Origin of the sequence: Moryella indoligenes, assembly GCF_030812885.1 — a bacterium.
GTDB lineage: Bacteria > Bacillota > Clostridia > Lachnospirales > Lachnospiraceae > Moryella > Moryella indoligenes.
The window spans coordinates 30,026-53,348 of sequence record NZ_JAUSTO010000002.1 but is presented as its reverse complement, the minus strand read 5'-3'; the positions used below and the strand labels follow the sequence as shown (position 1 = coordinate 53,348).

Here is a 23,323-nt window from a genome sequence, read left to right as displayed (position 1 = left end):
ATGATCGGAACCGGGGAGCTTCGGCTCAGGGACGCGGGAAATGCAGGTATTCTGCGGGAGGTGATGGCGGCAGCGACACGGCTCAGGGAGCAGAGACCGCTGATCCACTGCATCACGAGCCCTATCGCGATCAATGACTGTGCAAATGTGCTGCTGGCAGTCGGTGCACGCCCCATCATGGCGGAGCATCCGGATGAGGTGGCAGAGATCACCGGGATGTCAGAGGCTCTGGCGGTAAGCCTTGCAAATATTACAGATGCACGCATGGAGTCCATGATGCGCGCCGGGGGCAGCGCAAGGACATTGGGACGCCCGGTTGTGCTGGATGCAGTCGGAGTGACCTGCAGCTCTCTGCGACTTACGCTTGCACGGCGCTTTATGGAGCTGTGCAGACCGGCAGTGGTCAAGGGAAACAGTTCAGAGATCCGCGCGCTCTCCGGAGCACGGTTTGGCAACTGTGGAGTAGATACAGCGGAGAGCGACCGGCTTCGACCGGATCAACCGGAGCGGATCCGGGAGATGGGAGAAATTGTCAGGACGCTGGCACGTCGCAGCGGAGCGGCAGTGCTTGTCACCGGAGAGGTGGATCTGCTCGGGGATGGCGAGCAGTTCTTTGCTATAGAAAATGGTGTTCCGGAGCTGGGTCTTGTCACAGGGACGGGCTGCATTCTGAATTGTCTGACTGCTGCATATCTTGCTGTGGCAGAGCCGCTCACTGCGGCGCTCACTGCGACGCTGCTCATGGGAATTGCCGGAGAACATGCCGACAGCAGTCACGGACTCGGGAGCTACCATATCGGGCTGCTTGATGCCCTTTCGCGGATGAAGCCGGAGGAGCTTTTGAGGGAGTCCAGGCTCAGAAGAATGTGAGGGCATGTTTCGTCTTCACTTATAAAAGTTGCATTGAGAAAAAAATCAGTCGGGATATAATCAGGAGAACAGCTATGATTTCAGCAGATGAGCGCTTTATGCGTCAGGCAATTGCACTTTCCGCCTCCGCTGCTGCCAGGGGCAATGAGCCCTTTGGCGCAGTGCTGGTGAAGGACGGAGAGCTGATCTTCACAAATGAGAATCAGATTTACACTGCGGGGGACCCCACCTATCACGCGGAGGCGGGATTGCTGCGCAGGCTCTGTGCGGAGCGGGGGATCACAGATCTCAGCGGGTACACGCTTTACTCGAACTGTGAGCCTTGCTTTATGTGTTCGGGAGCGATGGTCTGGATGAAGCTCGGAAGGCTGGTCTATGGCGCGAGCGACCGGGATCTCTGCGCACTCCTGGGTGTGGAGGGAAGCGAGCCGAGCCGCATTGTCTTCCGGGAGTCCGGAGTTTCCACTGAGATCACGGCGGGGGTATTGAGAGAGGAGAGTCTCGCAGTGCTGCGGGAATATTTTAAGGAACATGGAAAAGGATGAATGGAGGGGAAAGACGGAGCGGGAGGCTGTCATTATCCACACCAGTATGGTTGGAATTGCGGCGAATATTCTGCTGGCACTGTTCAAGGGGCTGGTGGGACTCGCCTCAAATTCCATTGCGATGGTTCTGGATGCAGTCAATAATCTGAGTGATGTGCTCTCCAGCATCGTCACCATAGTGGGAGCCAGACTTGCGGGCAGGGCTCCGGACAAAAAGCATCCGCTGGGACATGGAAGAATCGAGTATCTGAGCGCCATGATAATAGCGGCAATTGTTCTGTATGCCGGGATCACAGCGCTTGTGGAGTCAGTGAAGAGCCTGATACAGCCAAGGCAGCCTGCATATACGCCACTCTCGCTCGGCGTCATGACTGCTGCAATCGCAGTGAAGCTTCTGCTCGGGCGCTATGTGAAGCGGCAGGGAAAGCTCGCACATTCCGGCGCTCTCGTTGCCTCCGGCTCCGATGCGTCCTTTGACGCGGTTCTTTCCGCCTCGGTGCTGGGCTCCGCGCTACTTTATCTCGGCAGAGGCATTCAGCTGGATGCGCTTGTCGGTATCGCTATTTCTGTATTTATCATTCGCGCGGGCTATGAGATGATCTCCGAATCTGTGGATGATATCCTCGGTGTGCGTGTCAGCGCCGGACTCTCCAGAAGAATCAAGGAGCTGGTTGGAGAGGATCCGGAGGTACTCGGGGTTTACGATCTTCTGCTCAATAACTACGGGCCGGAGCGTTATTTAGGATCTCTGCATGTCGAGGTGCGGGATAGTATGACAGCCTGTGAGATCGACACGATGGCACGCAGGATACAGCAGAGAGTTTTCGAGGCACAGGGCGTGATACTGACAACAGTCGGTATCTACGCACAGAATACCGGGAGTGACGAAGCTGCGCGACTTCGCACGGAGATCAGCCGGCGGGTGATGTCGCATGAGGGTGTGCTTCAGCTTCACGGCTTCTACGCAGAGCTGTATGAGAAAATCATAAAATTTGATCTGATCATTGACTTTGATCTGAAGGACGGAAGAACAAGAGAGGAGCTTTATCAGGAAATCTACGAAGAATTGCAGAAGGCCTATCCGGATTATCACATTACAATGACGCTGGACAGTGATGTCAGCGACTGAAGAGGCCGGACATCATACATCCACCCGCTGCGCCGTTTTTCAGGAGCAGCGGGATTTTTGTCTCATCGATTCCGCCTATGCCGTAGACAGGAATCGGTACAGCGCTGCTGATACGGCGAAGAAAGTCCGTACCGCGTCCGGGAAGATCCGGCTTGCAGCTGGTTTCGAAGATATTTCCGGCAAAGCAGTAGCCTGCGCCGAGCATATATGCGAGCCGGGCCTCTGCTTCGGAATGTACAGAGGTTCCGACAGTGTGGAAGTGCTTTAAGAGGGCTGGACCAGCTGTCGCAAGCTCCTTCAGAAGCGGCAGCGGGAGATGCAGGCCGAGGCCAAGCTCTGCGGCGATCTGCGGGAAGGAGTGGAGAATCAGAGCTGTTCCGGTACACAGAGGCAGGATTTTTTCTGCCAGTGCGCGGTATTCCGATGAGGGGAGGTCCTTCTCCCGGAGAACAAGCGCACGGGGCCTGAGCAAAAGCACCTCCCGCACCCGCGTGAGGAAAGCAAGCTCCGGATCTTCTGCGCCATCGAAGCTGTGTCGATTGGTGACTGCGATGATATGGCTGTAATCTGCGGCAGGCTGTCTCTCCATTGTTTACTCCTGTACGCGGTTCATATAGTGATCCCACTCGAAGATGGCCTTTTCATAGCTGAGGATCAGGTGATAGGAATCTGTGATCAGCGTGTCGTACTGCTCCGCCTGTGGGAGCTCTATCGCAAGCGCGCAGCGTCTCTTTCCGTTCAATTCCGAAAGCTCCTCGATGGCATAGAGATAGGCTCCCTCACAGTGCGAAGGGAGGGACACGAGCGCCTCCTCTGAAAGCGGCTGGTCGGGGGTCTCGCTCAACAGCTTTCCGTCCGGATCTCTGTAGCGATAGCCATCCCGTACCGCGGAGAGCAGACGGGCGTCTGTGAAGCGCAGCTGTACCGTCCCTGCATAGCTCTCCGTGTAATTTGTATTTTGAGTGTTTCCGGGCAGGACGATCAGTGCCTCCAGCTCCATGGAGATGGGATCTCCGCTCAGGGAGAGCTGAAAGAGCTGAGAGTCGCGGAAGGAAAACTGATCTGTTTCGTTGACGGATTTGAATTTCACGAGAGATACCTCCTCTGAGTGTCTTTGGGTGTGTGAATTGTCAGGGCGTGTTCCGGAGCTCATAGCTCACGATGAGATCCACAACCAGCTCGTAGGAGCGTGTGCCCTCGCTGAGTCCCTCTGCCTTCAGGTAGCGGTCGTTCAGCGTCTGTGCTGTTTCTGAGATTCTGCCCTCATAGGTTTTCCAGAAGGCAGAGTTGTAGCGAAGATCCTGCTCCGCCCGGATATCCAGCGTCGAGGCAGCGCGCCTCCAGAGCGCAGCGTTTCGTCTTGCGAGCTCATTTCCGCAGTAGATCCAGCCCAGCATGGCTGCGCTGTAGCGGAGATCGGGTTCCGGAGCCCTCCGGCAGGCGAGATAGCCGATAAAATTTGCTTCCTTTTCGGACATGATGCCCTTCAGGTGTGAGAGCTCGTGTGCAATCGTGAAGGGAATATTATAGGGGGGCATGTCCCGGTTATAGTTCGCCTCGATGGTAAAGATGCTGTAAATACCGGTGAGATCCATGCGGCTTAAAGCAGAGGAGCACAGGACTGCCTTCGGACGGGGATACCAGCCGGAGAGGCAGGGATAGTCCTGGCCGAGTGCCTGCATTGCACTGCACATTCGCGCGGGGAGTGCTTCTTCTGTCTGCATCATGCCATCTGCATTTCGTGGGACAAGCCCGGCATATTGATTTATCTCTGCGACGAGTTCGCGGCAGACCCCATAGAGCTCCTCGTCTGAGTAGTCGCCGCGCTCCAGCTGATATGCGGAGGCGAAGCCGGTCCGTGAGAAATAGATATCCTCATTCAGCTCGAATAGGAGAAAGAGTGCCGGGAGCAGATAGAGCAGAGCTCTGAGGAGCCTGCGTCGCCACAGCAGAAGAAGGGCAAGCGGCAGAGAGGCCAGCAGCAGGAGCTCTGCGAGAGAGCAGGGGAGCAGAGCGGAGAGACGTCCCAGAGTATTTACGAGTATGGGGTTACAGTATTCCGCGTAGCGATCTGCAAATCCAGGCAGTGTGCGTGCGGCGACACGGAGACTCAGCGCTGCGAGGAGCATAAGGAGCGCGGGAAGCGGAACAAGCCGGTGGAGCAGCGTGCTGCTGTTCTCTCTGCCTGGTCGCATGATGATATTGTACATCAGCGCGCAGAAAAGAGCTCGTCCGAGAGCTTTCGGAGCTCTGCGGCTGCCGCTTTCGGATTTCCGGACGCAAAGATACCGGATACCACGGCAATGCCGGCCGCGCCGCTTCCTGCGAGCTGGCGGACATTATCCGCGTGAATGCCTCCGATTGCAACGACAGGAATATGCACCGCGTCGGTGATCGCGCGGAACTGCTCTACAGACATGGCGAGGGCGTCGGTTTTGGTGGAAGAGCCGAACACCGCACCGGTGCCGATGTAATCCGCCCCGGAGGTCTCTGCGGCCCGTGCCTGCGCAACTGTCTTTGCGGTGATGCCAAGAATTCTGTCGGGGCCTATCATGGCACGGATGTCCCGCCCCATGATATCTGACTGTCCGACGTGTACGCCGTCCGCACCGGCGCGGATTGCGAGCTCTACGCGGTCATTCACGATGCAGGGGACTCCTTTTTTTGTGCAGAGTTCCTGCAGAGTCCGTATTTCGTCGAGAAAGATAGCGTCATCCAGCTCCTTTTCGCGTATTTGCAGCATGGTCGCACCGCTGTCCAGTACTGATGCGACGACCTCGCGCAGGGAGTGCGCTGTCGGGAGCCATCTGCGGTCGGTCACGGCATAGAGCCGCAGTGCCTGCCTCATTTCATTTTTTGTAAGTCTCATAATGATTCTCCTGTTCGCAAAAGCTCATCCAGTGTTTTTCCGTAGGAGGGGAGAAATTCCTCTGTGAAGTCCCTGACCTCGGGAAGCTCTGCCGCAAGCTGCTGTACCGCAGCAGAGATGCTGGTCTTTGCGGTTTGGAATTCTGTATTTCCGGCGCGCTCCTCCTCAATACATTTGATGAGCGCAGAGAGCTTGTCCGCAGCTTTTACGAGCCGCCGCAGGTAGTGTGCCTCGCTGTTCTCGGCGCACGTCTCGTGGAACAGCGCGCGGTAGCAGGGCTGCAGATCCTCCGGAAGTTTTGAGATGAGCCGCTCCTCTGCGACCTGTTCCACCTGCTTATAGGCGTGGTGCAGCTCATCATTATAGTACTTTACCGGGGTGGGCATGTCTCCGGTGATGATCTCGGAGGCGTCGTGAAACAGGCCGATCACAGCTGCGCGGTCGGCATTCAGATGGCGGTCGTAGCGGGTGTTTCCGATCACACAGAGCGCGTGGGCGATCATGGCAACCTCCGCTGCGTGCTCGCTCAGGTTTTCGGGGCGGGAGGAGCGCATCAGGGCCCAGCGCTCAATGTATTTCATACGCGAAATCGCTGCAAAAAAATGAGAACTCATCTAATATTCTCCAGTCATTTTTCCCTTATCATAGTCGAAAAATGCAGAGAAAGCAAACAGGGAGGCAGTGCCTTCAATTTCAACTTTTTCTTGACTTCGCCGCAGGGCGTGCTATATTAAAAACAAACAAATGAACAAGTGAACATATGATATCAAGGGCCATAAGCCACGCTCCGAGGCGTGCTTGCACGCCGGAGGGGAAGTGGCTTCATGGCCCGCCCCACATGTAGCACGAAGAGACGCGGAAGCGTCGCGGGAGTGCGGAATGTGGTAGGAGCGAGAGAGCACGAAGTGCGGAGCGCTCCGGATATCATAGGATATAACTTATGGTATAAGCCACGCTCCGAGACGTGCTTGCACGCCGGAGGAGCAGTGGCTTCATGGCCCGCCCCACATGTAGCACGAGGAGACGCGGATATTTTTGCTATGAATAAATTATGGAAGGAGAGAAAAAATGGCGGTAAATGATGTGGAGCGCTGCGAGGTGTATGAGCTGCATGAGGACAAGGTGCGCGACGTTCTGGAAAAAATGCCGGACGAGGATACACTCTGTGATCTCGCGGAGCTCTTTAAGGTCTTTGGAGATTCAACCAGAATCCGAATACTATACGCGCTTTTTGAAGCGGATATCTGCGTCTGTGATCTGGCGGAGACGCTTCATATGACACAGTCTGCAATCTCACATCAGCTGCGAATCCTGAAGCAGGCGAAGCTCGTCGGTGCGCGGCGGGAGGGGAAGCTTGTGATTTATTTTCTTGCGGATGATCACGTCCGGACGATGATCGATCAGGGCCGGGAGCATATCGAGGAATGAGGACAGCGGAGAATCAGAAGCTTATCAATACAGAACTAAGAGTGAGGAGACAGAGCCATGAAGAAGAGGTTTAAGTGTGAGATTGACTGCGCAAACTGTGCCGCAAAGGTGGAGGAGGCTATACGGAAGGTCGACGGCGTCATTGATGCGAGAGTCAGCTTTCTCACGCAGAAGCTGACACTTGAGGCAGAGGATGAAAGCTTTGACGCAGTGCTTGCGGAGGCAATACGGGTCGGAAAGCATATTGAGGCAGAGTTCGAGGTGGAAGTCTGAGTATGAACAAAAAACAGAAGAGACTCCTGCAGAGAGTCCTGATTTCGGCTGCAGTCTTTCTTCTTTTCATGATTGTTGAGAAGAGGGAGATGCTGCCGGCAGTCTCGCGTACTGTCTGGACAGCGCTGTATCTGATCCCCTATCTTTTTGCGGGATATGATGTGCTGCGGAGAGCCCTCAGAAATATCTGTAACGGTCAGATCTTTGATGAAAATTTCCTCATGAGCATTGCGACAGCTGCGGCCTTTGGGATCGGAGAGTATTCAGAGGCCTGCGCGGTCATGATCTTTTATCAGATCGGCGAGCTCTTTCAGAGCTATGCCGTCGGGAAGTCCCGCGCTTCCATTACAGAAATGATGAGCATTGCCCCGGATTATGTGAATCTCGAGGAGGATGGAGTGTTGCGTGAGGCAGAGCCGGATGAAGTGGAGCCGGGAAGCGTTATCGTGGTACGTCCCGGAGAGCGCATTCCGCTGGATGGCGAGGTGCTGAGCGGGGAGTCTCTTCTCGATACTGCGGCGCTGACCGGAGAATCCGTACCGCGCAGTGTGGGACCCGGTGATGCGGTGATCAGCGGCTGCACAAATGGCGCAGGCGTGCTGCGTGTGCGCACGACAAAGTGCTATGAGGACTCGACGGTTGCAAGGATACTGGAGCTCGTGGAGACTGCCGGGGAGCGAAAGGCGCATCTGGAGAGCTTTATCACCCGCTTTGCCCGCTGGTACACGCCGGTGGTGACGCTCGGAGCTGTGCTGCTCGCGCTGTTTCCCCCGCTGCTTCTACAGGCCAGCTTTGCGGAGTGGATACACCGCGCCTGTATCTTTCTCATCGTGTCCTGCCCCTGCGCGCTGGTTATCTCTGTTCCGCTCGGTTTTTTCGGGGGCATAGGTGCGGCATCGAGGCTTGGCGTTCTGGTGAAGGGGGCCAATTTTCTGGAGGCCGCGGCGGAGCTGGACACACTGGTCTTTGATAAGACGGGAACCCTGACAGAGGGGACGTTTCGGCTGAGCGGCATCTATCCTGCGGCCGCCAGCGGGTATACTGAGGCAGAGCTTCTGCGGCTCGCAGCGATCGTAGAAAGCCGCTCTACACATCCCATCGCGCAGTCAATCTGCGCAGCGTATCGGGATGTACAGTCACGGCTTGCTGCTGTGCAGGAGACAGAATCGCTGGAGGCTGCTGCGGGCGCAGCCTTGCCGGCACCGGAGGAGCTGCAGGAGATCGCCGGAATGGGGATCTCGGCGCGCTGTGACGGAAGAGAGCTGCTCCTTGGCAGCGCGCAGCTCATGGAGAAGCGTGGGATTCGCTTTCAGCGCCGCACAGAGATCGGAACAGCCGTGTACCTTGCCTGCGACGGACAGTTCATCGGCAGCATCGTGATTGCTGACGCAGTGAAGCCCGGCGCAGAGGAGGCGATCTCCGCGCTGCGGAAGCTGGGTGTGAGGCGCTGTGTCATGCTGAGCGGCGACAGAAGAGAGAGCGCGGAGGCAGCTGCGGCAAAGCTCGGCATGGATGAGGTATACAGCGAGCTGCTGCCGGAGGACAAGGTGCAGCGGGTGGAGGCGCTGCTCAGAGGTGGCATGGCATCCGAAGGGGCGACAGAGCAGGAAATTGCTGTCAGCGGACAGAAGCCCGGGCAGAGAAGAGGTACGGCAGAAAAGGAGAGGCAGTCGCACGGCAGGCTCGGCTTTGTCGGAGACGGCATTAATGATGCGCCCGTGCTCATGCGGGCAGATGTTGGCATTGCAATGGGAAGTCTCGGCTCAGATGCGGCAATTGAGGCCGCAGATATCGTAATCATGGACGATGATATCGGGAAGCTCGCGGGGATCATCCGGATCTCGCGTCGCACGCTTCGCATCGTCCGCCAGAATGTGTTTTTTGCGCTCCTTGTAAAGGCGGCAGTGCTGTTCTTTGGCGCGCTGGGAATGGCCAATATGTGGGAGGCGGTATTCGGCGATGTGGGAGTCACAGTGCTCGCGGTGCTGAATTCCATGCGGGCGCTTAAGGTGGAGCGCTGATGAGAGATTGATTGATACCGGAGTGATATTTCTAAGCAGAGAGAGGCGCAGCCTGCGGAAAGCAGGACGGCCTGAGACAGGAGGAGACAGAACGACGGACTATGGCTTTGACAGAGTGACAGAGCGGAGAGGTACCGCCTGTGTGAAGTACGATGCCGGAATGAAGATCATGAAGCGGGATGACCTTCTGCCGCTCTGGGTGGCGGATATGGATTTTCGCGCGCCGGAGGAGGTGCTGGATGCGATCAGAGCGCGAACCACACACGGCATCTTTGGTTATACCGAACCGGATGCAGCGTATGAGCGGGCCGTCGCCTCATGGTTTTTAAGGCGGCATGGATGGGAGATACATCCCGGGGAACTCACAGTGACTCCGGGAGTGGTCTTTGCGATTGCACAGGCGATTCTTGCATACACCGCGCCGGGCGATCCGGTGCTCATTCAGAAGCCCGTCTATCATCCCTTTGAAGCTTCGATTCTTCAGAATGGACGCCGCGTCGTAAACAACGCGCTTTTGCTGCGTGACGGGCGCTATGAGCTGGATCTCGAGGACTTTGAACAAAAGCTTCGGGAGGAGCAGATCAGGCTCTTTATTCTCTGCAGTCCGCATAACCCGGTGGGACGCGTGTGGACGGAGGAGGAGCTTCTCAGCATGGCGGAGCTCTGCCGGAAATATGGCGTCACGGTTGTCTCGGATGAGATTCACTGTGACTTTATCTGGCCGGGGCATCATTTTATCTCGTGGGCAAGAACGGCTGCGCACTGTGCCACGAACTATATCATCTGTACCTCGCCGAGCAAGAGCTTTAACCTTGCGGGTATGCAGACCGCAAATATCATCATCCCGGATGAGACACTGCGGGAGCGCTTCCGGAAGCAGCTGGCCTCTACTGGCTTTGAGGGGATGAATCCGCTCGGGATGGTTGCCTGTGAAGCTGCATACGAGAAGGGAGAGCCTTGGTTTGATGCTCTGCTTGCTTATCTGAAGGGAAATATTGATTTTGTAAAGCAGTATCTTGCAGACAATGTACCGGATATCCGGGTGACAGAGCCGGAGGGCTGTTATCTGCTGTGGATTGATTTCTCCGGTTTGGGGCTTCCTTATCCGGAGCTTAAGAAGCTCATCATTGAGGAGGCAAAGCTCTGGCTGAATCCGGGAAAGATGTTCGGAAGGGAGTCTGAGCAGTTTATGCGTCTCAATACGGCCTGCCCGCGGAGTGTACTCCGAAAGGCGATGGAGCAGCTGGCAGCAGCTGTGGAATCAGCGTCTTAAGCTCCTCCGGGGAAGCTGCGACCGCCGCTGCCTCCCGCCACTCCTCCGGCGAACCGTAGCCATAGGCGCAGGCGATGAAGGGGAGATCGAAGGCCCGGGCCGCCTCAAAGTCCAGAAAGCGGTCTCCGACCATCACGGCAGCTCCCGGATGCTCCCTGAGCAGCTTTTTCATGATCTCCGGCTTCGGGGCCCAGCCCTCGGCCTCGCCCCAGTAGTAGCCGTCGAACCATCGGTCCAGCTTCATCACTCTCCTGTGCGCGTCGAGGTAGCTGCTCTTGCAGTTGCTGAGCAGATAGATGCCAAAGCCTGCGCGCTTCAGCGTGTCAAGCAGTGTGGGCACAGCAGGATAGAGGCGTGCCGTACCGTTTTCAATGAGCCTAGCCATTTCCTCCTGGATGCGTGCGCTGCAGGCGCCCTGCTCTGCTTCGGAGAGCTGCGGCGCAAAGCGCCGCCACATATCTCCCGCGGGGTAGCCGAGCCATTTGCTGATCTCCGCATCCTCAAACTGCCGCGCCGGCATCAGGCCCTGTGCTGTCAGAAATTCATAGTTCTTCCGGAAGGCAGGCCCGTAGATGCGCATGGTCTCATGCAGCGTGCCATCGTAGTCGAAGATCACATTTTTCAGGCTTCTGCCGGCATTACCCGCGTTATATGTATTTCCTTCCGTCATTACGCCTCAATCTCCCGGATCAGATTGATCATCTCGATCGCGCCGACTGCGCACTCATAGCCCTTGTTGCCGGCCTTGGAGCCCGCCCGTTCGATCGCCTGCTCGATATTCTCTGTGGTCAGGACGCCGAACATGACCGGGATGTCGCTGCACAGCGAGACATTTGCCAGACCCTTGGATACCTCGCTACACACGTAGTCGTAGTGTGTGGTGGAGCCGCGGATCACTGCGCCGAGGGCAATCACTGCGTCATATTTTCCGCTCTTTGCCATCTTCTGGGCAATCAGAGGGATCTCGAACGCCCCGGGAACCCAGGCAACATCAATATGATCTGCAGAGACGCCGTGCCGAAGCAGGCCGTCCTCCGCGCCGCCGAGCAGGCGGGAGGTGATAAATTCATTGAAGCGGGCGGCGACGATGCCGATGCGGATATCCCCCGCGATCATCTGTCCCTCAAATTTATGCATGATAGTATCCTCCTTTGGATGATTGTTTATACTGTGGGCTCTTCCGGGGAACTGTTTATTCTCCGTAGTTTAAGTAGTGTCCCATGCGCTTTGCCTTGGTCTTCAGATAGTAGAGGTCGTAGGGCGTGGCGTTCATCTGGATCGGGACGCGCGAGGCGATCTCAAGTCCGAAGCCGCTGAGCTGGTAGACCTTATCGGGGTTGTTTGTCAAAAGGCGCAGGGATCTGACGCCGAGATCACGCAGAATCTGCGCGCCGATGTAGTATTCACGCTGATCCTCTCCGAAGCCGAGGGCGAGATTTGCCTCCACGGTGTCCATGCCCTTTTCCTGGAGCTCGTAGGCCTTCAGCTTGTTGATGAGACCTATGCCGCGCCCCTCCTGCCGCATGTAGAGCAGAATGCCGCGGCCCTCTTTCTCGATCTGAGTCATCGCTGAGGCAAACTGCTGGCCGCAGTCGCAGCGGAGCGAGCCGAAGGTATCTCCGGTCAGGCATTCGGAGTGCACGCGGCACAGGATGTCCCGGCCGTCGCCAATATCGCCCTTCACCAGAGCCACGTGGTGCTCGCCGTTCAGACGGTTTACATAGCCGTAGGCGCGGAATTCGCCGTATCGGGTGGGCATTTTTACAACAGCCTCGCAATCCACCAGAATGTCGTGGGATTTTCTGTACTCCTGAAGCGCCCGTATGCTGATGATGCAGAGCTGAAAGCGCTCTGCGAGCTCCAGAAGCTCCGTGGTGCGCATCATGGTGCCATCCTCACGCATAATCTCGCAGCAGAGTCCGCACTCCTTCAGTCCCGCAAGGCGGCACAGATCTACGGTTGCCTCCGTGTGACCGTTTCGCTCCAGCACGCCATTTTTCTTTGCGAGCAGCGGGAACATGTGTCCCGGTCTCCGGAAGTCCTCCGGCCGGGCGTTCTCGTCGACACACTTCATAGCGGTGACGGAGCGCTCCGCGGCGGAGATGCCGGTGCTGGTGCTTGCGTGGTCTATGGATACGGTGAAGGCGGTCTCGTGATTGTCCGTATTTTCCATAACCATCTGTGGAATCTGAAGCTGCTTCACATATTTTTTTGCCATCGGCATGCAGATCAGTCCCTTGCCGTGCGTCGCCATGAAATTGATATTCTCCGTCGTGGCAAATTCTGCGGCACAGATGAAATCCCCCTCGTTTTCGCGGTCGGGATCATCGATGCAGAGTATGATCTTCCCGGCGCGAAGCTCCGAGAGTGCCTCGTCAATTGTATTAAATCCAGCCATAACAGTTCCTCCTGTATTGTTTGATTCTTTCATTCAAATCATTTTCAGAAGCCGCAGCGGAGCAGCATATCGCGGGTGATGTTGGATGTCCCGCCGCTTTCTTTTCCACCCTCCGCCTGTGGGAGCACTTCGGGAGAGCGGGGGTGTTCAAAGCGAAGCAGCTGCGACACATACTTTCCGATAATATCCGTCTCAAGGTTCACCCGGTCGCCGACGCGGCGCTCGGAGAGCGTCGTCACAGCCGCCGTGTGCGGGATCACAGATACGGAGAAGCGCTCCGTGCCTGTACAGGCCACAGTGAGGCTGATGCCGTCGATGGTGATGGAGCCCTTCTCTACAATGCCGCGAAGCAGAGCGGGCTCCGCGCGCAGCTCGTACCAGACGGCATTGTCATCCCGGCGTATGTTTGTGATGGTTCCGAGCCCGTCCACATGGCCGGAGACGATGTGACCGCCGAAGCGTCCGTCCGCGGGCATGGCTCGCTCCAGATTCACCCTGCTGTTCGGACGAAGTGTGCCGAGGGAGGAGCGGTTCAGGGTCTCATGCATGACATCCGCGCTGAAGCCGGAGGAGCTGAAGTCTGTGACTGTGAGACAGACGCCGTTGACCGCGATGCTGTCTCCGATTTTTAAGCCCTCCAGCACGCGTCCTGCGCCTATGGTGAGCACGGCGGAGTGGGCGCCCCGCTGTATGGATTTCAGCGCTCCGGTTTCCTCAATGAGTCCTGTGAACATCAGCGTATCACCTCCCCTTCGATGAGATAGTCCTCTCCCAGCTGTTTCAGCTGTGTATGCTTCAGCTGTATCGCCTGATCCGGCGCGGCGAAGCCGGTTCCGCCGACCGGCGTCTTTGCGCGGCTCCCGCCAAAGAGCTTAGGGGCGATATAGGCCTGTACTCTCTGAACCACGCCGTCCCGGAGCGCGCTCCAGGCGAGCTCTGCGCCGCCCTCCAGCAGCACGCTGTCTATCTGCATTGCGCCGAGTGCGCGCATGAGAGCGGGAAGATCCACGCGGCCGTCTTTGCCAGGGCAGAGGAGAATGCGGCAGCCCAGCGCCTCATAGCGCTGCGCTCTGTCGCTGTCCTCACAGCAGGTTGCGAGCAGGGTCGGAATCTCCGATGCGCTCTGTATGATCCTTGAATCAAGCGGCGTCCGCAGGGTGGAGTCGCAGATGATGCGGAGCGGGTTTCTGCCTCCCTCCATGCGGCAGGTCAGAAGCGGATCGTCCTGCTCCACGGTATTTACCCCGACCATAATTGCGGCGCAGCGGTTTCGCAGCCTGTGCACCTCGGCCCTTGCAGCCTCCCCGCTTACCCAGCGGGAGGCTCCTGTGTAGCAGGCAATCTTTCCGTCGAGCGTCATCGCATATTTTAAGTACACGAGAGGCAGTCCGCTGGTGATGTAGTGAAAAAAGATATCATTCAGCGCCCTGCATTCTGCCTTCAGTACCTGTTCCGTGACCTGAATGCCGCCTGCACGAAGCAGAGCGATACCCTGTCCTGCGACCTTTGGGTTCGGATCACCGGAGCCGACATAGACGTGGGAAATGCCGGCTTCGATGAGAGCATCTGTGCAGGGAGGCTGTTTTCCGTGATGGCAGCAGGGCTCCAGCGTGACATAGAGCTCGGCGCCGCGCGCGCTTTCTCCGCGCTGCGCACAGTCCTTCAGCGCTGCGCGCTCCGCGTGCAGGTCGCCGTAGTGATCGTGCCAGCCCTCGCCGATGATGCGCCCTTCCCGCACAAGAACGGCACCGACCAGCGGATTCGGGGAGACCCGTCCCTCGCCGCGATGGGCGAGCTCGACAGCGCGCCGCATAAATGTGAGATTCATGAAATTCTCCTTCCTGGTATTCTTCCATCCGTTCGCCGGGAGTGGTGTTCATACATACAGGGAGGCATTGAGAGAAAGAAGGAGCAGAAGAAAAATAAAAAGCCCCGGAAGACAGCTTCCAGGGCAATAAAAACAAGCGCACGCCAAGCTACGCAGCTTGGCCTCATCTTCTCTCATCCAGACTGTACTGTCGGCTCCGGAATCACACCGGATCATGCCTTTCGGCTCGCGGGCTTTACCGCCGGTAGGGAATCTAACCCTGCCCTGAAGATTACACCCATATCATACGGCGGGGTTCAGAGACTGTCAAGGGAATTGTGACTATAGACCTTATTCCTTTTCTTCATACGCCTTTTAGCCACAGGTGGTGAGGGGGAGATACTCAGACACCCAAGGCCAGAGCAGCAAACAGGGCAGCACCCTTCCACAGCACATCTTCATTCGCTTTATAGTGAGAGCTGTGAAGCGGCCAGACCTCTGGATCGTTTTCGGCCTGAGTGCCCAGCCAGCCAAAGGCGCCGGGTGTTTTTTCCAAATAGAAGGAGAAGTCCTCTGCCGTCATGGCAGGCTGAGGTACGCGGATGCTCCTGTCCTGGCCAAAAAGTTTTCCCCAGGTTGTCAGCAGATATTCTACTTGCTCCGGATCATTCCTCAATGCGCTATATCCCCGCTGATAATCGAGGTCTCCCTCGCAGCCGTAAGCGGAGCATATTCCCTTCAAGAGCTGTTCAAGTCTTTTTTCAGCCAGCTCACGCATTTCAGCAGAGTATGTTCTGCACGTGCCCTCCAGCAAGCATTCTTCCGGAACGATATTGTAGCGGGAGCCTGCCTTCATGACGCCTATGGTGATTACGCCTGGATCAAGAGGGTCACTGTTTCTGCTGATGATAGTTTGAACGGCAGATACAAAATGCGCTCCGGCTATAAGAGCATCTTTCCCCAGATGGGGCATGGCTCCGTGGGCACTTTCGCCCTTGATACGGACGATGAAGTGATCTGAGGCGGCCATCTGAGGCCCGGGCTTGGCACCGAGCACCCCTGCAGAAAGATTAGGCCATACATGCAGTCCAAATACCCGATCTATTCCCTCAAGGGCGCCGGCTGCAATCATTTTGCGAGAGCCGCCAACCGGAGCGTTTTCTTCAGCGGGCTGAAATATCAGGCGAACTTGTCCTTTGAGCTGATTTTTATGCATGGCCAGCAGCCGGGCGGCGCCCAAAAGACAGGTGATATGATTGTCGTGGCCGCAGGCATGCATAACTCCAGGATTTTGGGACGAAAAAGGCAAATTTGTCTCTTCCTGGATGGATAGAGCGTCCATATCGGCTCGCAGCGCAGTGTGGGGGCCAGGAACCGCGCCGACCAGATCAGCCAATATGCCATAACCCCCAATCTGATCTCGTATGGTCCAACTGCCGATCTCCATCAATTCTCGTTTTATGAGCTCTGCGGTGTCCTTTTCCTTGTTGGATTCTTCCGGGTGTTGATGAAGCTCTCTGCGTATGTCAACAAGATGAAGTTGAATAGAACGGGCGTTGTCTATCAGATTCATGGCTTCTCCCTTTGGTTTTATAAATACAGGATTTTTGATTACAAACAGACTTCCTGCAAACCAGGAAGTCTGTTTGTCAATGCGAGACTAATCACTTGACTGGCGGAGGCATAATCCTGCCAAAGGCAATACGGCTGGAAATCACAGCACCGATCAGGCAGGCGAGGGCAATGCCGAAGCCTGTCAGAGAGGCCATCATTACGCTGTGAGTGGTGGGCATAATGATGAACATATTCAGCAGAGCGAAGTAAATAACGCTGGTAACAGTATAGGATAAGGAATAACTGGCCAAAGCCGGGCTTTTCAGATCGGGGTCGCAAATCCGAAGAAGAAGCACACCGGTGATAAATACACCGGTTGCCATGCCCAGGGTTCCGATCATTTGCTCAAACCAGTACCCTTTTAACAAATGGCGACTGAGAAGAACAAGCCATGCCGCAGTTACCAGGTAGCCAATAAAGACCATGGTAATAATAGGAATAAGATAGGCAGCAACGGCCTTAATCGGCAGGCTAGCCACAGCGCCGATGACGGCAAACTCTGTGAATGCACCGGAAATGTGGCTCTTCACAGCCCCATCGACCAGATAATCCATCTTGAGCTTACAGAGAATACCCCAAAGGATAAACATGCAGATCATGCCGTAGGCCCAAACAGAGATGCTTTTCAAAACGGGTATGCTGGCGGTTTTAGCTCCTTTTACGCAAAGATAGGCAGCGCCGCAGGCGATGAATATTAAAGCGGTGTGGAAGGCCAGGGTATCAATGGAAGAGGACATGGTAGTTTCACGTCCGAGAGAGCCCTGCTCCTTCATATTTTTATGGAAACCAACCTTAAAAGCCTCCGGGATGTCTGCAGGCTTGTCCAGCATGGCAGTCTGACCATGACGAGCAGCCCAGTTAATCAGGATTATACCGATGATAATGCCGCCAACGATACCAAAGGTTGCCGTCGTGGTTGCGACACCCTGGCTGGTTTCCCAGTAGGGGAGATTCATCTCTTTTAATGTGTTGCCCAGCGTGCCGGCTGTACCATGTCCGCCGACAAAGCCGATGGGAAGCTCAATGCCAAACTGATCATAGAAATCAAAGCTGCCTTGGAAGAGAATATGAGCCAGATATCCTATGCCGAACTGCATCATGGATACTCCGAGTCCTATAAACATGAGGGGAACAACATTCTTCATAAATCCGGCATCCGTTGATCCTCCAGTTTTGCCAAATCGCAGTCCCAGGGGAACAGAGGCGACGACCGGAACAATGAGGATGCCAGGAATCATGGAATAGTATTTGAACCAGTCATCGGGAACAGGAAGAATGTTAATAACCTGTGGACCTAAAATCAGAAGAAGAAATCCACCGATAACAGACGCCGGAATGAATGTTTTCTGAAAAATGCGGATCTTTGCCCTGATAAGCGTGCCGATTATCAGGAAAAGCCCTAATAAGCCAAGACTTTTCAGCAAATCAGTTAACATTGCAGATGTCATATTCTTGCCTCCTTTAGACTTGATTTCTCATACAAAACCTTTACAGATAAATAATATCATATAATTATAAAAAATACATAATTTAAGAAATAAATTGTTAATATTGCTTAAAGCAGTTGGTACAGCGGGCAGGGAAGTCCCATAAAGCTGAGTCCTGCACCGTCTGTTCCGCCTCGAATTGGGGGTGTGGTGGGTTCTACTCCGCAGGCGCGGAAGGCCTGCTTCGCCTTGTCGATCAGATCCATGTGCTCACAGAGGACTGTCTGCATATTGAATCCGCTGTCTTCCCGTGTCAGGGTAAAGGAGCCGTCTCCATATTTCTGATTCAGATAAGCGCATACCCGCTTCATGAAGGTCTTTCGCGCAAGAAAACGCGCGTGGTCATGTTCCCGGATGTTATAAATCATCCGGCAGGTTTCAACATTTCCGGACAGAGAGCGCAGGTGGTAAAAGCCTTCGTAGCCTTCGGTAGAGGACGGAGTTTCCGACGGCGGTATCATAGACTGAAATTCATGGACGAGAAGTAATGCATTTTTCATTTTACCCTTGGTACTTCCTGTGTGTACACTGATTCCTTGGATCAGCACACTCATTCAGGGCCGCATATCTTCAGTAGTGCCAGTCCGGTCATCATGACACCGGCGCCTATGCCCCAGGCATAGACGCCTCGCTCAAAGGGGCAGGAATCCGGAAGCAGAAAACGATAGGCACAGTAGCTGTAGCAGATGAGGATAGACCGCTGTGCGCAGGAATACAGCACTCTGTCCGAGGCGGATATCCTTTCCGTCGTAATGAGGAATAATCTGTGGTCTTACGTTTTTGCCGGGTACGCCGGGATAGGTATCCAGATGTCCCAGAAAACCAATCGCTGTGCAATGTGTGCAGGCAGAACTGGGAGGAAGCTTGGTGTACACGATACCGTGATGGTTTACCTGAGCATCCTGAAGCCCTATCTGTTTCAGTTCATATACCAGCAGATGCGCCAGATCAAATTGCCGCATCGTTGAGGGGATGGTATTGCTGGAGATCGCGTTTCTGCCGTGCGCTACCTGACAAGTATCGCATCATTTTACAGGTCTCGCATAATTTGTCCTTTTGGGTTACAATGGAGCTTACAAGAAGTGGATGGAGTGTAGGGTGAAAGAGAAGAGACCGAAGATCCGGAAGTGTGAAAATGCCCGTGGCAGAGACAAAAATTGTATAAAACAATGGATGAAAAACCTGGGAGAATAGAGATGAACTTTCTTGAACTTGCGAAGGATCGTTATTCCTGTCGGCAGCTCTCGGACAGAGCTGTGGAGCGGGAGAAAATAAATATGATACTGGGGGCGGCACAGGCAGCGCCGACCGCACATAATGCCCAGCCCTATAAAATCTGGGTACTTCAGAGCGAGGAGGCGAGGGCAAAGCTTGCGGAGGTGAATTCCTATATGTTTGGCGCCTCCTTGTTTTTTGTGGTTGGGGGAGAGAAGAGCCGGGCCTGGGTCAGAAGCTCTGACGGAGAGAATTTTTCCATGGTCGATGCCTCGATTGTCGCGACGCATATGATGCTTGAGATTCATGCGCTGGGGCTTCGCAGCACCTGGGTCGGGAAGTTTGATACACCCAGAATGAAGGAGCTGTTTCCGGAGATGCAGGACTATGATCTTGTCGCAATTTTCCCGGTCGGTTATCCGGCGGAGGACGCCCATCCGGCGCATCTGCACAGAGAGCGGAGGGAGCTCAGCGAGATTGCGGCATTTTTGTGAATGAGGGAATAAAAATGGAAAGTACTTTTGTTATGGTGCAGATGGAGTGCACAGAAAGCCCGGAGGAGAATCTTCGGAAGGCTGCGCGCTTTACTGAAGAAGCGGTACGGAAGTATCAGCCGCAGCTATTGCTTTTTCCTGAGAGCTTTATGATTGAATTCGGGAAGGGAGCAGATGCTGCAGCTCGCAATGCAACAGCGCAGCCACTGAATGGCGCCTTTGTGCGGGGGATGCGTGCGCTGGCTACGCAACACGGCGTGTGGCTGGTCTTCGGAATGCGGGAGCGGGTAGAGGATTCCGCAGATTCACGGAGCTATAATACAGTGATTATGTTAAATGATCGCGGAGAGATCGTTCGAAGCTATCATAAGACTCATCTTTACGATGCCTTTGGCTACAAGGAATCAGATGAATTTAAGGCAGGTGATGCCTTCTTTGAGCCGGTGGATACACCTTTTGGAAGAATAGGTCTGTTTGTGTGCTATGAGGTTCGTTTCCCGGAGGTGGCACGCGACCAGAGAGCAAAGGGAGCGGAGATCATCCTGATGCCGACTGCATGGGTGAAGGGAGATCTGAAGAGTCTGCACTTCAAGACTCTTGTCACTGCACGTGCAATTGAGAATACCTGCTTCCTGCTCGCCTGCGATCAGTACAGCAGGATACGCATGGGAGAGAGCATCGCTGTGGATCCCATGGGAGTCACGCTCGCGAGCGCCGGAGAAGGGGAGCGCCTCATCCCGGTCTATATTGACACAGAGCGCATTGCAGAGGTGAGAAAGAAGCTTCCTTCCTATGAAGACAGAAGACCGGAGCTGTACACAGGATGAAGATAGCGTAATAAAAGTTTTCATATGTACAGGATGGGGGATGTCGGCTCCATAATCATGATATTGAGGGTATTGGTGAGATACAGTCACCAATACCCTCAGCTGGTTCTGTGATATCTTGGCTTTACTAAACCAGCTTTTCTCCGCGGCGCAGTTTGCACCGCATTTCGTTTATGTAACTGTCAAGCTCCTGAAGCCTGTCGAGCACGCAGTGTTCCTCCTCGCTTGATTCGATGATACGGCTGATTCCGCCGTTGCTGATGACGATGCGCTTATCCGCCATGAGAGCGAGCAGGGGATCATGCGTCGCCATGAGGACAATCTTGTCGCGCGCCATGAGCAGCTTTACCGCTTCCTGCCGGTCTATTCCGGCGTTTTCGATCTCATCAATCAGAACGATGGGGCTTTTGGAGAGATTTGCGGTGTCGCTGATCATCAGTGCCCGCGACTGTCCGCCGGAGAGCGCAGTGATATAGCTGTCCAGCTGAAAGCTCTCGCCGGAGAGACGGTTGGCATCCTCGATGATGCGTTCCCGCTTTTCGTCCGGATTCACGAGCCGGGATTTTGCGTGCAGATCGATGTATTCTCCGACAGTGAGATCCATCACAAAATTCATGTTCTGGGAGAGCTGAGCCACCAGCTTCTCCCCTCCCGAGAAGCGCTTTTCTGTGGAGAGCTCCTCGCCGTTCACAAGTATGCGGCGTCCAGTCGGTGTGTCTCCGTGCGCCATCCACTCGATGTCTGCAAGCAGCCGGCTCTTTCCGGAGCCGGTCGGGCCGACAATGGAGATGACATCAGAGGGGTGCAGCTCAAGCGATGAGAAGTGCTCCGGAGCTCCGCTTTTGTCATGACCGGGGAGTATGGTGATGCCCTGAAAGTACTTTTCCTCCCCCAGAAAGTCGAGCATTTGCCGGAGGTATTCGTCGAAGTTTTTTTCTATCTCACTGAGGCTGACGCCGAGCTCTGCTTTTTCTGTGTCGTCAAGCTGAGTCAGATACTCGTGAAGTGTGAGTGCTCCTGCGTGCTCGACAGAGAGTCCGTTTGCAAGAAAGAAGTTGTCAGTGAAGGGATAGCGCTTCCGCAGTTCTGCGATAGTCATAGAAGTCCTCCTGTCGTGTTTACTGAATTTTTCTTACATTTCCCAGCTGATAGTCCTGACCGATTCTGGTCTCACCAAGGCAGTAGGAGCAGAGTGCAGTCGGCATGGGGTAGCGGAGCTTCATCTCCTGCTTCTCTGTGAGTGACATGGCCCGCTCACGGATGATGGAGGAGAGCTCAAATGCGCCCTGTCCGCTCAGCCCGTTCAGGTTCAGAATGATGGCGCGCGGATTCACGGTCTGCACTCTGGAGGCGAAGATCTCCCGTTCTGCCTGAGAGACGATATCGCCCTTGGTGATGACCACAATATCTGCGGAGCGGAGCATGGGGCCGATCTTCAGCGGTGTGTTGATGCCGGAGAGATTGTCGATTACGCAGATGGAGAGCACATCTTTTATGTAGGGGCTGCATCGGTTGCAGAGTCCGGCAGATTCCGTGATGAGTATACTGAGTCCGAGTGAGTGTCCCCAGTGAAGTATTTCGTCAATATTGGAGACGAAAAAGTGGTCCGGGCAGAGTCCGCCGGAGAGCCCTTTCTTTACGGGGATGCCGTATTTTTCATAGATTTTATCGTCGTCGGTGTAGAGGCAGTCGAACTTTACTACACCGATTTTTCTGTTTTCTGTCTTAAGCTGTGCGATCGTCTTCAGGATGACAGAGGTCTTGCCGGAGCTTGGCGGGCCCGAAAAGGTAATCAGTTTCATACATTTATCCTTTCTGGTTCAGAGCAAAATATTTCTCTATTACGGGCAGTTCCCTTGAAATTTCATGCAGCATATCCCAGCCGGCAAAGAGGAGCTGCTGCTCCGGCGCGAGCTGCGGACCGGCAGAGGGAGAAGTCACGGGAAATTTTCCGTTGAAGGAGAGGATATGATTCACTTCATTGGAGAGCAGATAGTCAATGACGGAGGCGATGGCAGCCTCGCTCTCTCTGCGGACGGTCATCAGGATGGGACTGGCGACAGCTCCCTCCTCCGGCCACACCAGCTCCTGATTGTCATTTGCAATCATAGAGGCAAAGAAGTAGGGAGCGATAGAGACTGAGGGAGCCTGATTCTGCATGCCCTTTACCATCTGGGCGGGATGCAGACTCTTTGCAAAGCATTCCTTCAGGGCGGCAAGACCCTGCACCCCGAAGCGGCTGTAGATGGTCAGCACCAGGGCGTTGTGCATATCCAGATCGGAGACCGGGATCGCGACAGACCGGCGGAAATCTCCGGAGAGGAGCTCTTCCCAGGAACGCGGAACTTGCCGTCCGTTGAGGGCCCGTTTGTTGACGATAAATACGGCCGGCACCACTGCGATGATGCGATACAGACCCTTCGGGTCACGCAGCCCCGGAAGCTTTGTCTGCATTTCCCTGTTGAAGGGAAGCTCCGGTGCAGTGTAATGCGTGGCGAACACACTGTGCAGCTCAGAGTTAATGATGAGCTCATAGCCTGCGGAGCTGATGAGATCCGGGTATGCCGCTTCTTTTCCGGAGAGAAGGCGCTCTGTCACAAAATCCAGTCCCAGATTTGCGGAGCGAAAGTCGAAATCGATGTCATGCACATGGTGTACTTTATTGTAGGCATTCAGGTGGTCAGTCAGGGGGAGCTTCACAGGGCAGGGAAGAGAACCGGCAGCGAGATAGCGGCGTGTAGCGGAAGCATCAACCGCGTTGTCTGCTTCCTCTTCTGACCCGGCAACGGCGCGGTAGTTCTCATACTCTGAGAGAAATATCTCCTCGTCGATTCCTTTTGTGGCGAGGGCTTGGCGGAGTGAGATCATTTTCCCCATGGTCTGAAATGCGATATCCTGCCGCAGCGGCGAGAAGCCGTGGGAGATCAGAAATTCCCGCAGTGCGGGGTGTTCCATGCAGAGTGCATATACGTTTTTTTCAGTGTTCATTGAGCGGTCCTTTCCTTACAGTGCGCGCATAGTATGGCAGCAGACTGACAACAAGAATAGCAGAGAAGCAGCAGAAAGTATGTGA

27 protein-coding genes and 1 riboswitch are annotated in these 23,323 nt (G+C 55.1%); of the genes, 10 read left to right on the top strand and 17 right to left on the bottom strand.

Annotation, left to right across the window (positions count from 1 at the left end):
- The 3 genes from thiM to J2S20_RS01595 all read left to right on the top strand — a co-directional run bounded on the left by thiM (position 1) and on the right by J2S20_RS01595 (position 2,544).
- Positions 1-870 carry a hydroxyethylthiazole kinase gene (gene thiM, locus J2S20_RS01605; RefSeq protein WP_307252358.1) on the top strand — a complete coding sequence of 290 codons (870 nt, stop codon included), beginning with the start codon at positions 1-3 and terminating at the stop codon, positions 868-870.
- Positions 871-944: 74 nt separating this feature from the next.
- Positions 945-1,415 carry a nucleoside deaminase gene (locus J2S20_RS01600; RefSeq protein ID WP_307252356.1) on the top strand — a complete coding sequence of 157 codons (471 nt, stop codon included), beginning with the start codon at positions 945-947 and terminating at the stop codon, positions 1,413-1,415.
- Positions 1,402-2,544 carry a cation diffusion facilitator family transporter gene (locus tag J2S20_RS01595; protein ID WP_307252354.1) on the top strand — a complete coding sequence of 381 codons (1,143 nt, stop codon included), beginning with the start codon at positions 1,402-1,404 and terminating at the stop codon, positions 2,542-2,544. Before J2S20_RS01600 ends, J2S20_RS01595 begins: the two co-directional genes overlap by 14 nt.
- On the opposite strand, the gene J2S20_RS01590 is transcribed toward J2S20_RS01595, so the two are convergent.
- From J2S20_RS01590 to yfbR, 5 genes are read right to left on the bottom strand one after another with little or no spacing between them, the layout of a single operon-like run.
- On the bottom strand, positions 2,534-3,133 hold the full coding sequence (locus J2S20_RS01590) for a thiamine phosphate synthase (protein WP_307252351.1): 600 nt from the start codon (positions 3,131-3,133) through the stop codon (positions 2,534-2,536). The two genes, J2S20_RS01595 and J2S20_RS01590, sit on opposite strands and share 11 nt — an antisense overlap.
- 3 nt (positions 3,134-3,136) lie before the next feature.
- Positions 3,137-3,634, bottom strand: coding sequence for a hypothetical protein (locus J2S20_RS01585; RefSeq protein WP_307252348.1), 498 nt, complete (start codon positions 3,632-3,634; stop codon positions 3,137-3,139).
- 40 nt (positions 3,635-3,674) lie between these two features.
- The gene (locus tag J2S20_RS01580) at positions 3,675-4,754 is read right to left on the bottom strand and encodes a DUF3810 domain-containing protein (protein ID WP_307252346.1); all 1,080 of its coding nucleotides are present in this window, start codon (positions 4,752-4,754) and stop codon (positions 3,675-3,677) included.
- Positions 4,754-5,413 carry a thiamine phosphate synthase gene (thiE, locus tag J2S20_RS01575; protein WP_307252344.1) on the bottom strand — a complete coding sequence of 220 codons (660 nt, stop codon included), beginning with the start codon at positions 5,411-5,413 and terminating at the stop codon, positions 4,754-4,756. Before thiE ends, J2S20_RS01580 begins: the two co-directional genes overlap by 1 nt.
- Complete coding sequence (gene yfbR, locus J2S20_RS01570) at positions 5,410-6,027, bottom strand: 5'-deoxynucleotidase (protein ID WP_307252342.1); 618 nt, start codon at positions 6,025-6,027, stop codon at positions 5,410-5,412. The genes thiE and yfbR overlap by 4 nt, the downstream gene beginning before the upstream one ends.
- Positions 6,028-6,481: 454 nt before the next feature.
- Here yfbR and J2S20_RS01565 point away from each other — a divergent pair, with 454 nt between their 5' ends.
- The 4 genes from J2S20_RS01565 to J2S20_RS01550 are packed head-to-tail and all read left to right on the top strand — an operon-like array spanning position 6,482 to position 10,408.
- Positions 6,482-6,841, top strand: a complete 360-nt coding sequence (locus tag J2S20_RS01565; RefSeq protein WP_106612986.1) for an ArsR/SmtB family transcription factor — start codon at positions 6,482-6,484, stop codon at positions 6,839-6,841.
- 57 nt (positions 6,842-6,898) lie between these two features.
- Positions 6,899-7,114 (top strand): cation transporter, encoded by a 216-nt coding sequence (locus J2S20_RS01560; protein ID WP_106612985.1) that lies wholly within the window; start codon positions 6,899-6,901, stop codon positions 7,112-7,114.
- A gap of 2 nt (positions 7,115-7,116) precedes the next feature.
- Positions 7,117-9,135, top strand: a complete 2,019-nt coding sequence (locus tag J2S20_RS01555; protein WP_307252336.1) for a heavy metal translocating P-type ATPase — start codon at positions 7,117-7,119, stop codon at positions 9,133-9,135.
- Between the two features lie 7 nt (positions 9,136-9,142).
- On the top strand, positions 9,143-10,408 hold the full coding sequence (locus J2S20_RS01550; RefSeq protein WP_307252333.1) for a MalY/PatB family protein: 1,266 nt from the start codon (positions 9,143-9,145) through the stop codon (positions 10,406-10,408).
- Here J2S20_RS01550 and J2S20_RS01545 read toward each other — a convergent pair.
- The 9 genes from J2S20_RS01545 to J2S20_RS01505 form a co-directional block, all read right to left on the bottom strand.
- Entirely contained in the window at positions 10,332-11,078 is a 747-nt protein-coding gene (locus J2S20_RS01545) for an HAD family hydrolase (protein ID WP_307252329.1), read from the bottom strand. The two genes, J2S20_RS01550 and J2S20_RS01545, sit on opposite strands and share 77 nt — an antisense overlap.
- Positions 11,078-11,545 (bottom strand): 6,7-dimethyl-8-ribityllumazine synthase, encoded by a 468-nt coding sequence (ribH, locus tag J2S20_RS01540; protein ID WP_307252326.1) that lies wholly within the window; start codon positions 11,543-11,545, stop codon positions 11,078-11,080. The genes J2S20_RS01545 and ribH overlap by 1 nt, the downstream gene beginning before the upstream one ends.
- A gap of 55 nt (positions 11,546-11,600) precedes the next feature.
- The gene (locus tag J2S20_RS01535) at positions 11,601-12,806 is read right to left on the bottom strand and encodes a bifunctional 3,4-dihydroxy-2-butanone-4-phosphate synthase/GTP cyclohydrolase II (protein WP_106612980.1); all 1,206 of its coding nucleotides are present in this window, start codon (positions 12,804-12,806) and stop codon (positions 11,601-11,603) included.
- Between the two features lie 44 nt (positions 12,807-12,850).
- Positions 12,851-13,540, bottom strand: coding sequence for a riboflavin synthase (locus tag J2S20_RS01530; protein WP_307252321.1), 690 nt, complete (start codon positions 13,538-13,540; stop codon positions 12,851-12,853).
- Complete coding sequence (gene ribD, locus J2S20_RS01525; protein WP_307252320.1) at positions 13,540-14,634, bottom strand: bifunctional diaminohydroxyphosphoribosylaminopyrimidine deaminase/5-amino-6-(5-phosphoribosylamino)uracil reductase RibD; 1,095 nt, start codon at positions 14,632-14,634, stop codon at positions 13,540-13,542. Before ribD ends, J2S20_RS01530 begins: the two co-directional genes overlap by 1 nt.
- 161 nt (positions 14,635-14,795) lie before the next feature.
- Positions 14,796-14,910, bottom strand: a riboswitch (FMN riboswitch).
- A gap of 106 nt (positions 14,911-15,016) precedes the next feature.
- A complete protein-coding gene (locus J2S20_RS01520; RefSeq protein WP_106612977.1) occupies positions 15,017-16,186 on the bottom strand; it encodes a M20 metallopeptidase family protein in 1,170 nt (389 codons plus the stop codon).
- A gap of 91 nt (positions 16,187-16,277) precedes the next feature.
- Positions 16,278-17,675: a sodium/glutamate symporter gene (locus J2S20_RS01515; protein ID WP_307252315.1), complete on the bottom strand. Its 1,398-nt coding sequence runs from the start codon at positions 17,673-17,675 to the stop codon at positions 16,278-16,280.
- 107 nt (positions 17,676-17,782) lie between these two features.
- A complete protein-coding gene (locus J2S20_RS01510) occupies positions 17,783-18,268 on the bottom strand; it encodes a peptidase dimerization domain-containing protein (RefSeq protein ID WP_330692716.1) in 486 nt (161 codons plus the stop codon).
- Positions 18,265-18,435, bottom strand: coding sequence for a hypothetical protein (locus J2S20_RS01505; RefSeq protein WP_307252309.1), 171 nt, complete (start codon positions 18,433-18,435; stop codon positions 18,265-18,267). The genes J2S20_RS01510 and J2S20_RS01505 overlap by 4 nt, the downstream gene beginning before the upstream one ends.
- A 31-nt stretch (positions 18,436-18,466) precedes the next feature.
- Between J2S20_RS01505 and J2S20_RS01500 the strand changes: the two genes are divergently transcribed.
- From J2S20_RS01500 to J2S20_RS01490, 3 genes are all read left to right on the top strand, one after another.
- On the top strand, positions 18,467-18,682 hold the full coding sequence (locus tag J2S20_RS01500) for a hypothetical protein (protein WP_307252306.1): 216 nt from the start codon (positions 18,467-18,469) through the stop codon (positions 18,680-18,682).
- 228 nt (positions 18,683-18,910) lie between these two features.
- On the top strand, positions 18,911-19,423 hold the full coding sequence (locus J2S20_RS01495) for a nitroreductase family protein (protein ID WP_307252302.1): 513 nt from the start codon (positions 18,911-18,913) through the stop codon (positions 19,421-19,423).
- A gap of 14 nt (positions 19,424-19,437) precedes the next feature.
- The gene (locus J2S20_RS01490; protein ID WP_307252298.1) at positions 19,438-20,250 is read left to right on the top strand and encodes a carbon-nitrogen hydrolase family protein; all 813 of its coding nucleotides are present in this window, start codon (positions 19,438-19,440) and stop codon (positions 20,248-20,250) included.
- 127 nt (positions 20,251-20,377) lie between these two features.
- Here the strand turns inward: J2S20_RS01490 and J2S20_RS01485 are convergent, their stop codons facing one another.
- From J2S20_RS01485 to J2S20_RS01475, 3 genes are read right to left on the bottom strand one after another with little or no spacing between them, the layout of a single operon-like run.
- Positions 20,378-21,349, bottom strand: coding sequence for an ATP-binding cassette domain-containing protein (locus tag J2S20_RS01485; RefSeq protein ID WP_106612972.1), 972 nt, complete (start codon positions 21,347-21,349; stop codon positions 20,378-20,380).
- Between the two features lie 19 nt (positions 21,350-21,368).
- Positions 21,369-22,052, bottom strand: coding sequence for a GTP-binding protein (locus J2S20_RS01480; RefSeq protein ID WP_106612971.1), 684 nt, complete (start codon positions 22,050-22,052; stop codon positions 21,369-21,371).
- Between the two features lie 4 nt (positions 22,053-22,056).
- The gene (locus tag J2S20_RS01475; protein ID WP_106612970.1) at positions 22,057-23,238 is read right to left on the bottom strand and encodes an ABC transporter substrate-binding protein; all 1,182 of its coding nucleotides are present in this window, start codon (positions 23,236-23,238) and stop codon (positions 22,057-22,059) included.
- Positions 23,239-23,323: the final 85 nt, after the last annotated feature.

Excerpts from the sequence above, each read along its gene's own strand:
- J2S20_RS01495 (WP_307252302.1), top strand. The coding sequence starts at position 18,911 with ATGAACTTTCTTGAACTTGCGAAGGATCGTTATTCCTGTCGGCAGCTC.
- J2S20_RS01530 (WP_307252321.1), bottom strand. The coding sequence starts at position 13,540 with ATGTTCACAGGACTCATTGAGGAAACCGGAGCGCTGAAATCCATACAG.
- ribH (WP_307252326.1), bottom strand. The coding sequence starts at position 11,545 with ATGCATAAATTTGAGGGACAGATGATCGCGGGGGATATCCGCATCGGC.
- J2S20_RS01580 (WP_307252346.1), bottom strand. The coding sequence starts at position 4,754 with ATGTACAATATCATCATGCGACCAGGCAGAGAGAACAGCAGCACGCTG.
- thiE (WP_307252344.1), bottom strand. The coding sequence starts at position 5,413 with ATGAGACTTACAAAAAATGAAATGAGGCAGGCACTGCGGCTCTATGCC.
- J2S20_RS01520 (WP_106612977.1), bottom strand. The coding sequence starts at position 16,186 with ATGAATCTGATAGACAACGCCCGTTCTATTCAACTTCATCTTGTTGAC.
- ribD (WP_307252320.1), bottom strand. The coding sequence starts at position 14,634 with ATGAATCTCACATTTATGCGGCGCGCTGTCGAGCTCGCCCATCGCGGC.
- J2S20_RS01595 (WP_307252354.1), top strand. The coding sequence starts at position 1,402 with ATGGAAAAGGATGAATGGAGGGGAAAGACGGAGCGGGAGGCTGTCATT.
- thiM (WP_307252358.1), top strand. The coding sequence starts at position 1 with ATGATCGGAACCGGGGAGCTTCGGCTCAGGGACGCGGGAAATGCAGGT.
- J2S20_RS01590 (WP_307252351.1), bottom strand. The coding sequence starts at position 3,133 with ATGGAGAGACAGCCTGCCGCAGATTACAGCCATATCATCGCAGTCACC.
- J2S20_RS01535 (WP_106612980.1), bottom strand. The coding sequence starts at position 12,806 with ATGGCTGGATTTAATACAATTGACGAGGCACTCTCGGAGCTTCGCGCC.
- J2S20_RS01475 (WP_106612970.1), bottom strand. The coding sequence starts at position 23,238 with ATGAACACTGAAAAAAACGTATATGCACTCTGCATGGAACACCCCGCA.
- J2S20_RS01510 (WP_330692716.1), bottom strand. The coding sequence starts at position 18,268 with ATGAGTGTGCTGATCCAAGGAATCAGTGTACACACAGGAAGTACCAAG.
- J2S20_RS01500 (WP_307252306.1), top strand. The coding sequence starts at position 18,467 with ATGAGGAATAATCTGTGGTCTTACGTTTTTGCCGGGTACGCCGGGATA.
- J2S20_RS01485 (WP_106612972.1), bottom strand. The coding sequence starts at position 21,349 with ATGACTATCGCAGAACTGCGGAAGCGCTATCCCTTCACTGACAACTTC.
- J2S20_RS01480 (WP_106612971.1), bottom strand. The coding sequence starts at position 22,052 with ATGAAACTGATTACCTTTTCGGGCCCGCCAAGCTCCGGCAAGACCTCT.
- J2S20_RS01565 (WP_106612986.1), top strand. The coding sequence starts at position 6,482 with ATGGCGGTAAATGATGTGGAGCGCTGCGAGGTGTATGAGCTGCATGAG.
- J2S20_RS01545 (WP_307252329.1), bottom strand. The coding sequence starts at position 11,078 with ATGACGGAAGGAAATACATATAACGCGGGTAATGCCGGCAGAAGCCTG.
- J2S20_RS01490 (WP_307252298.1), top strand. The coding sequence starts at position 19,438 with ATGGAAAGTACTTTTGTTATGGTGCAGATGGAGTGCACAGAAAGCCCG.
- J2S20_RS01555 (WP_307252336.1), top strand. The coding sequence starts at position 7,117 with ATGAACAAAAAACAGAAGAGACTCCTGCAGAGAGTCCTGATTTCGGCT.
- J2S20_RS01515 (WP_307252315.1), bottom strand. The coding sequence starts at position 17,675 with ATGACATCTGCAATGTTAACTGATTTGCTGAAAAGTCTTGGCTTATTA.
- J2S20_RS01560 (WP_106612985.1), top strand. The coding sequence starts at position 6,899 with ATGAAGAAGAGGTTTAAGTGTGAGATTGACTGCGCAAACTGTGCCGCA.
- yfbR (WP_307252342.1), bottom strand. The coding sequence starts at position 6,027 with ATGAGTTCTCATTTTTTTGCAGCGATTTCGCGTATGAAATACATTGAG.
- J2S20_RS01600 (WP_307252356.1), top strand. The coding sequence starts at position 945 with ATGATTTCAGCAGATGAGCGCTTTATGCGTCAGGCAATTGCACTTTCC.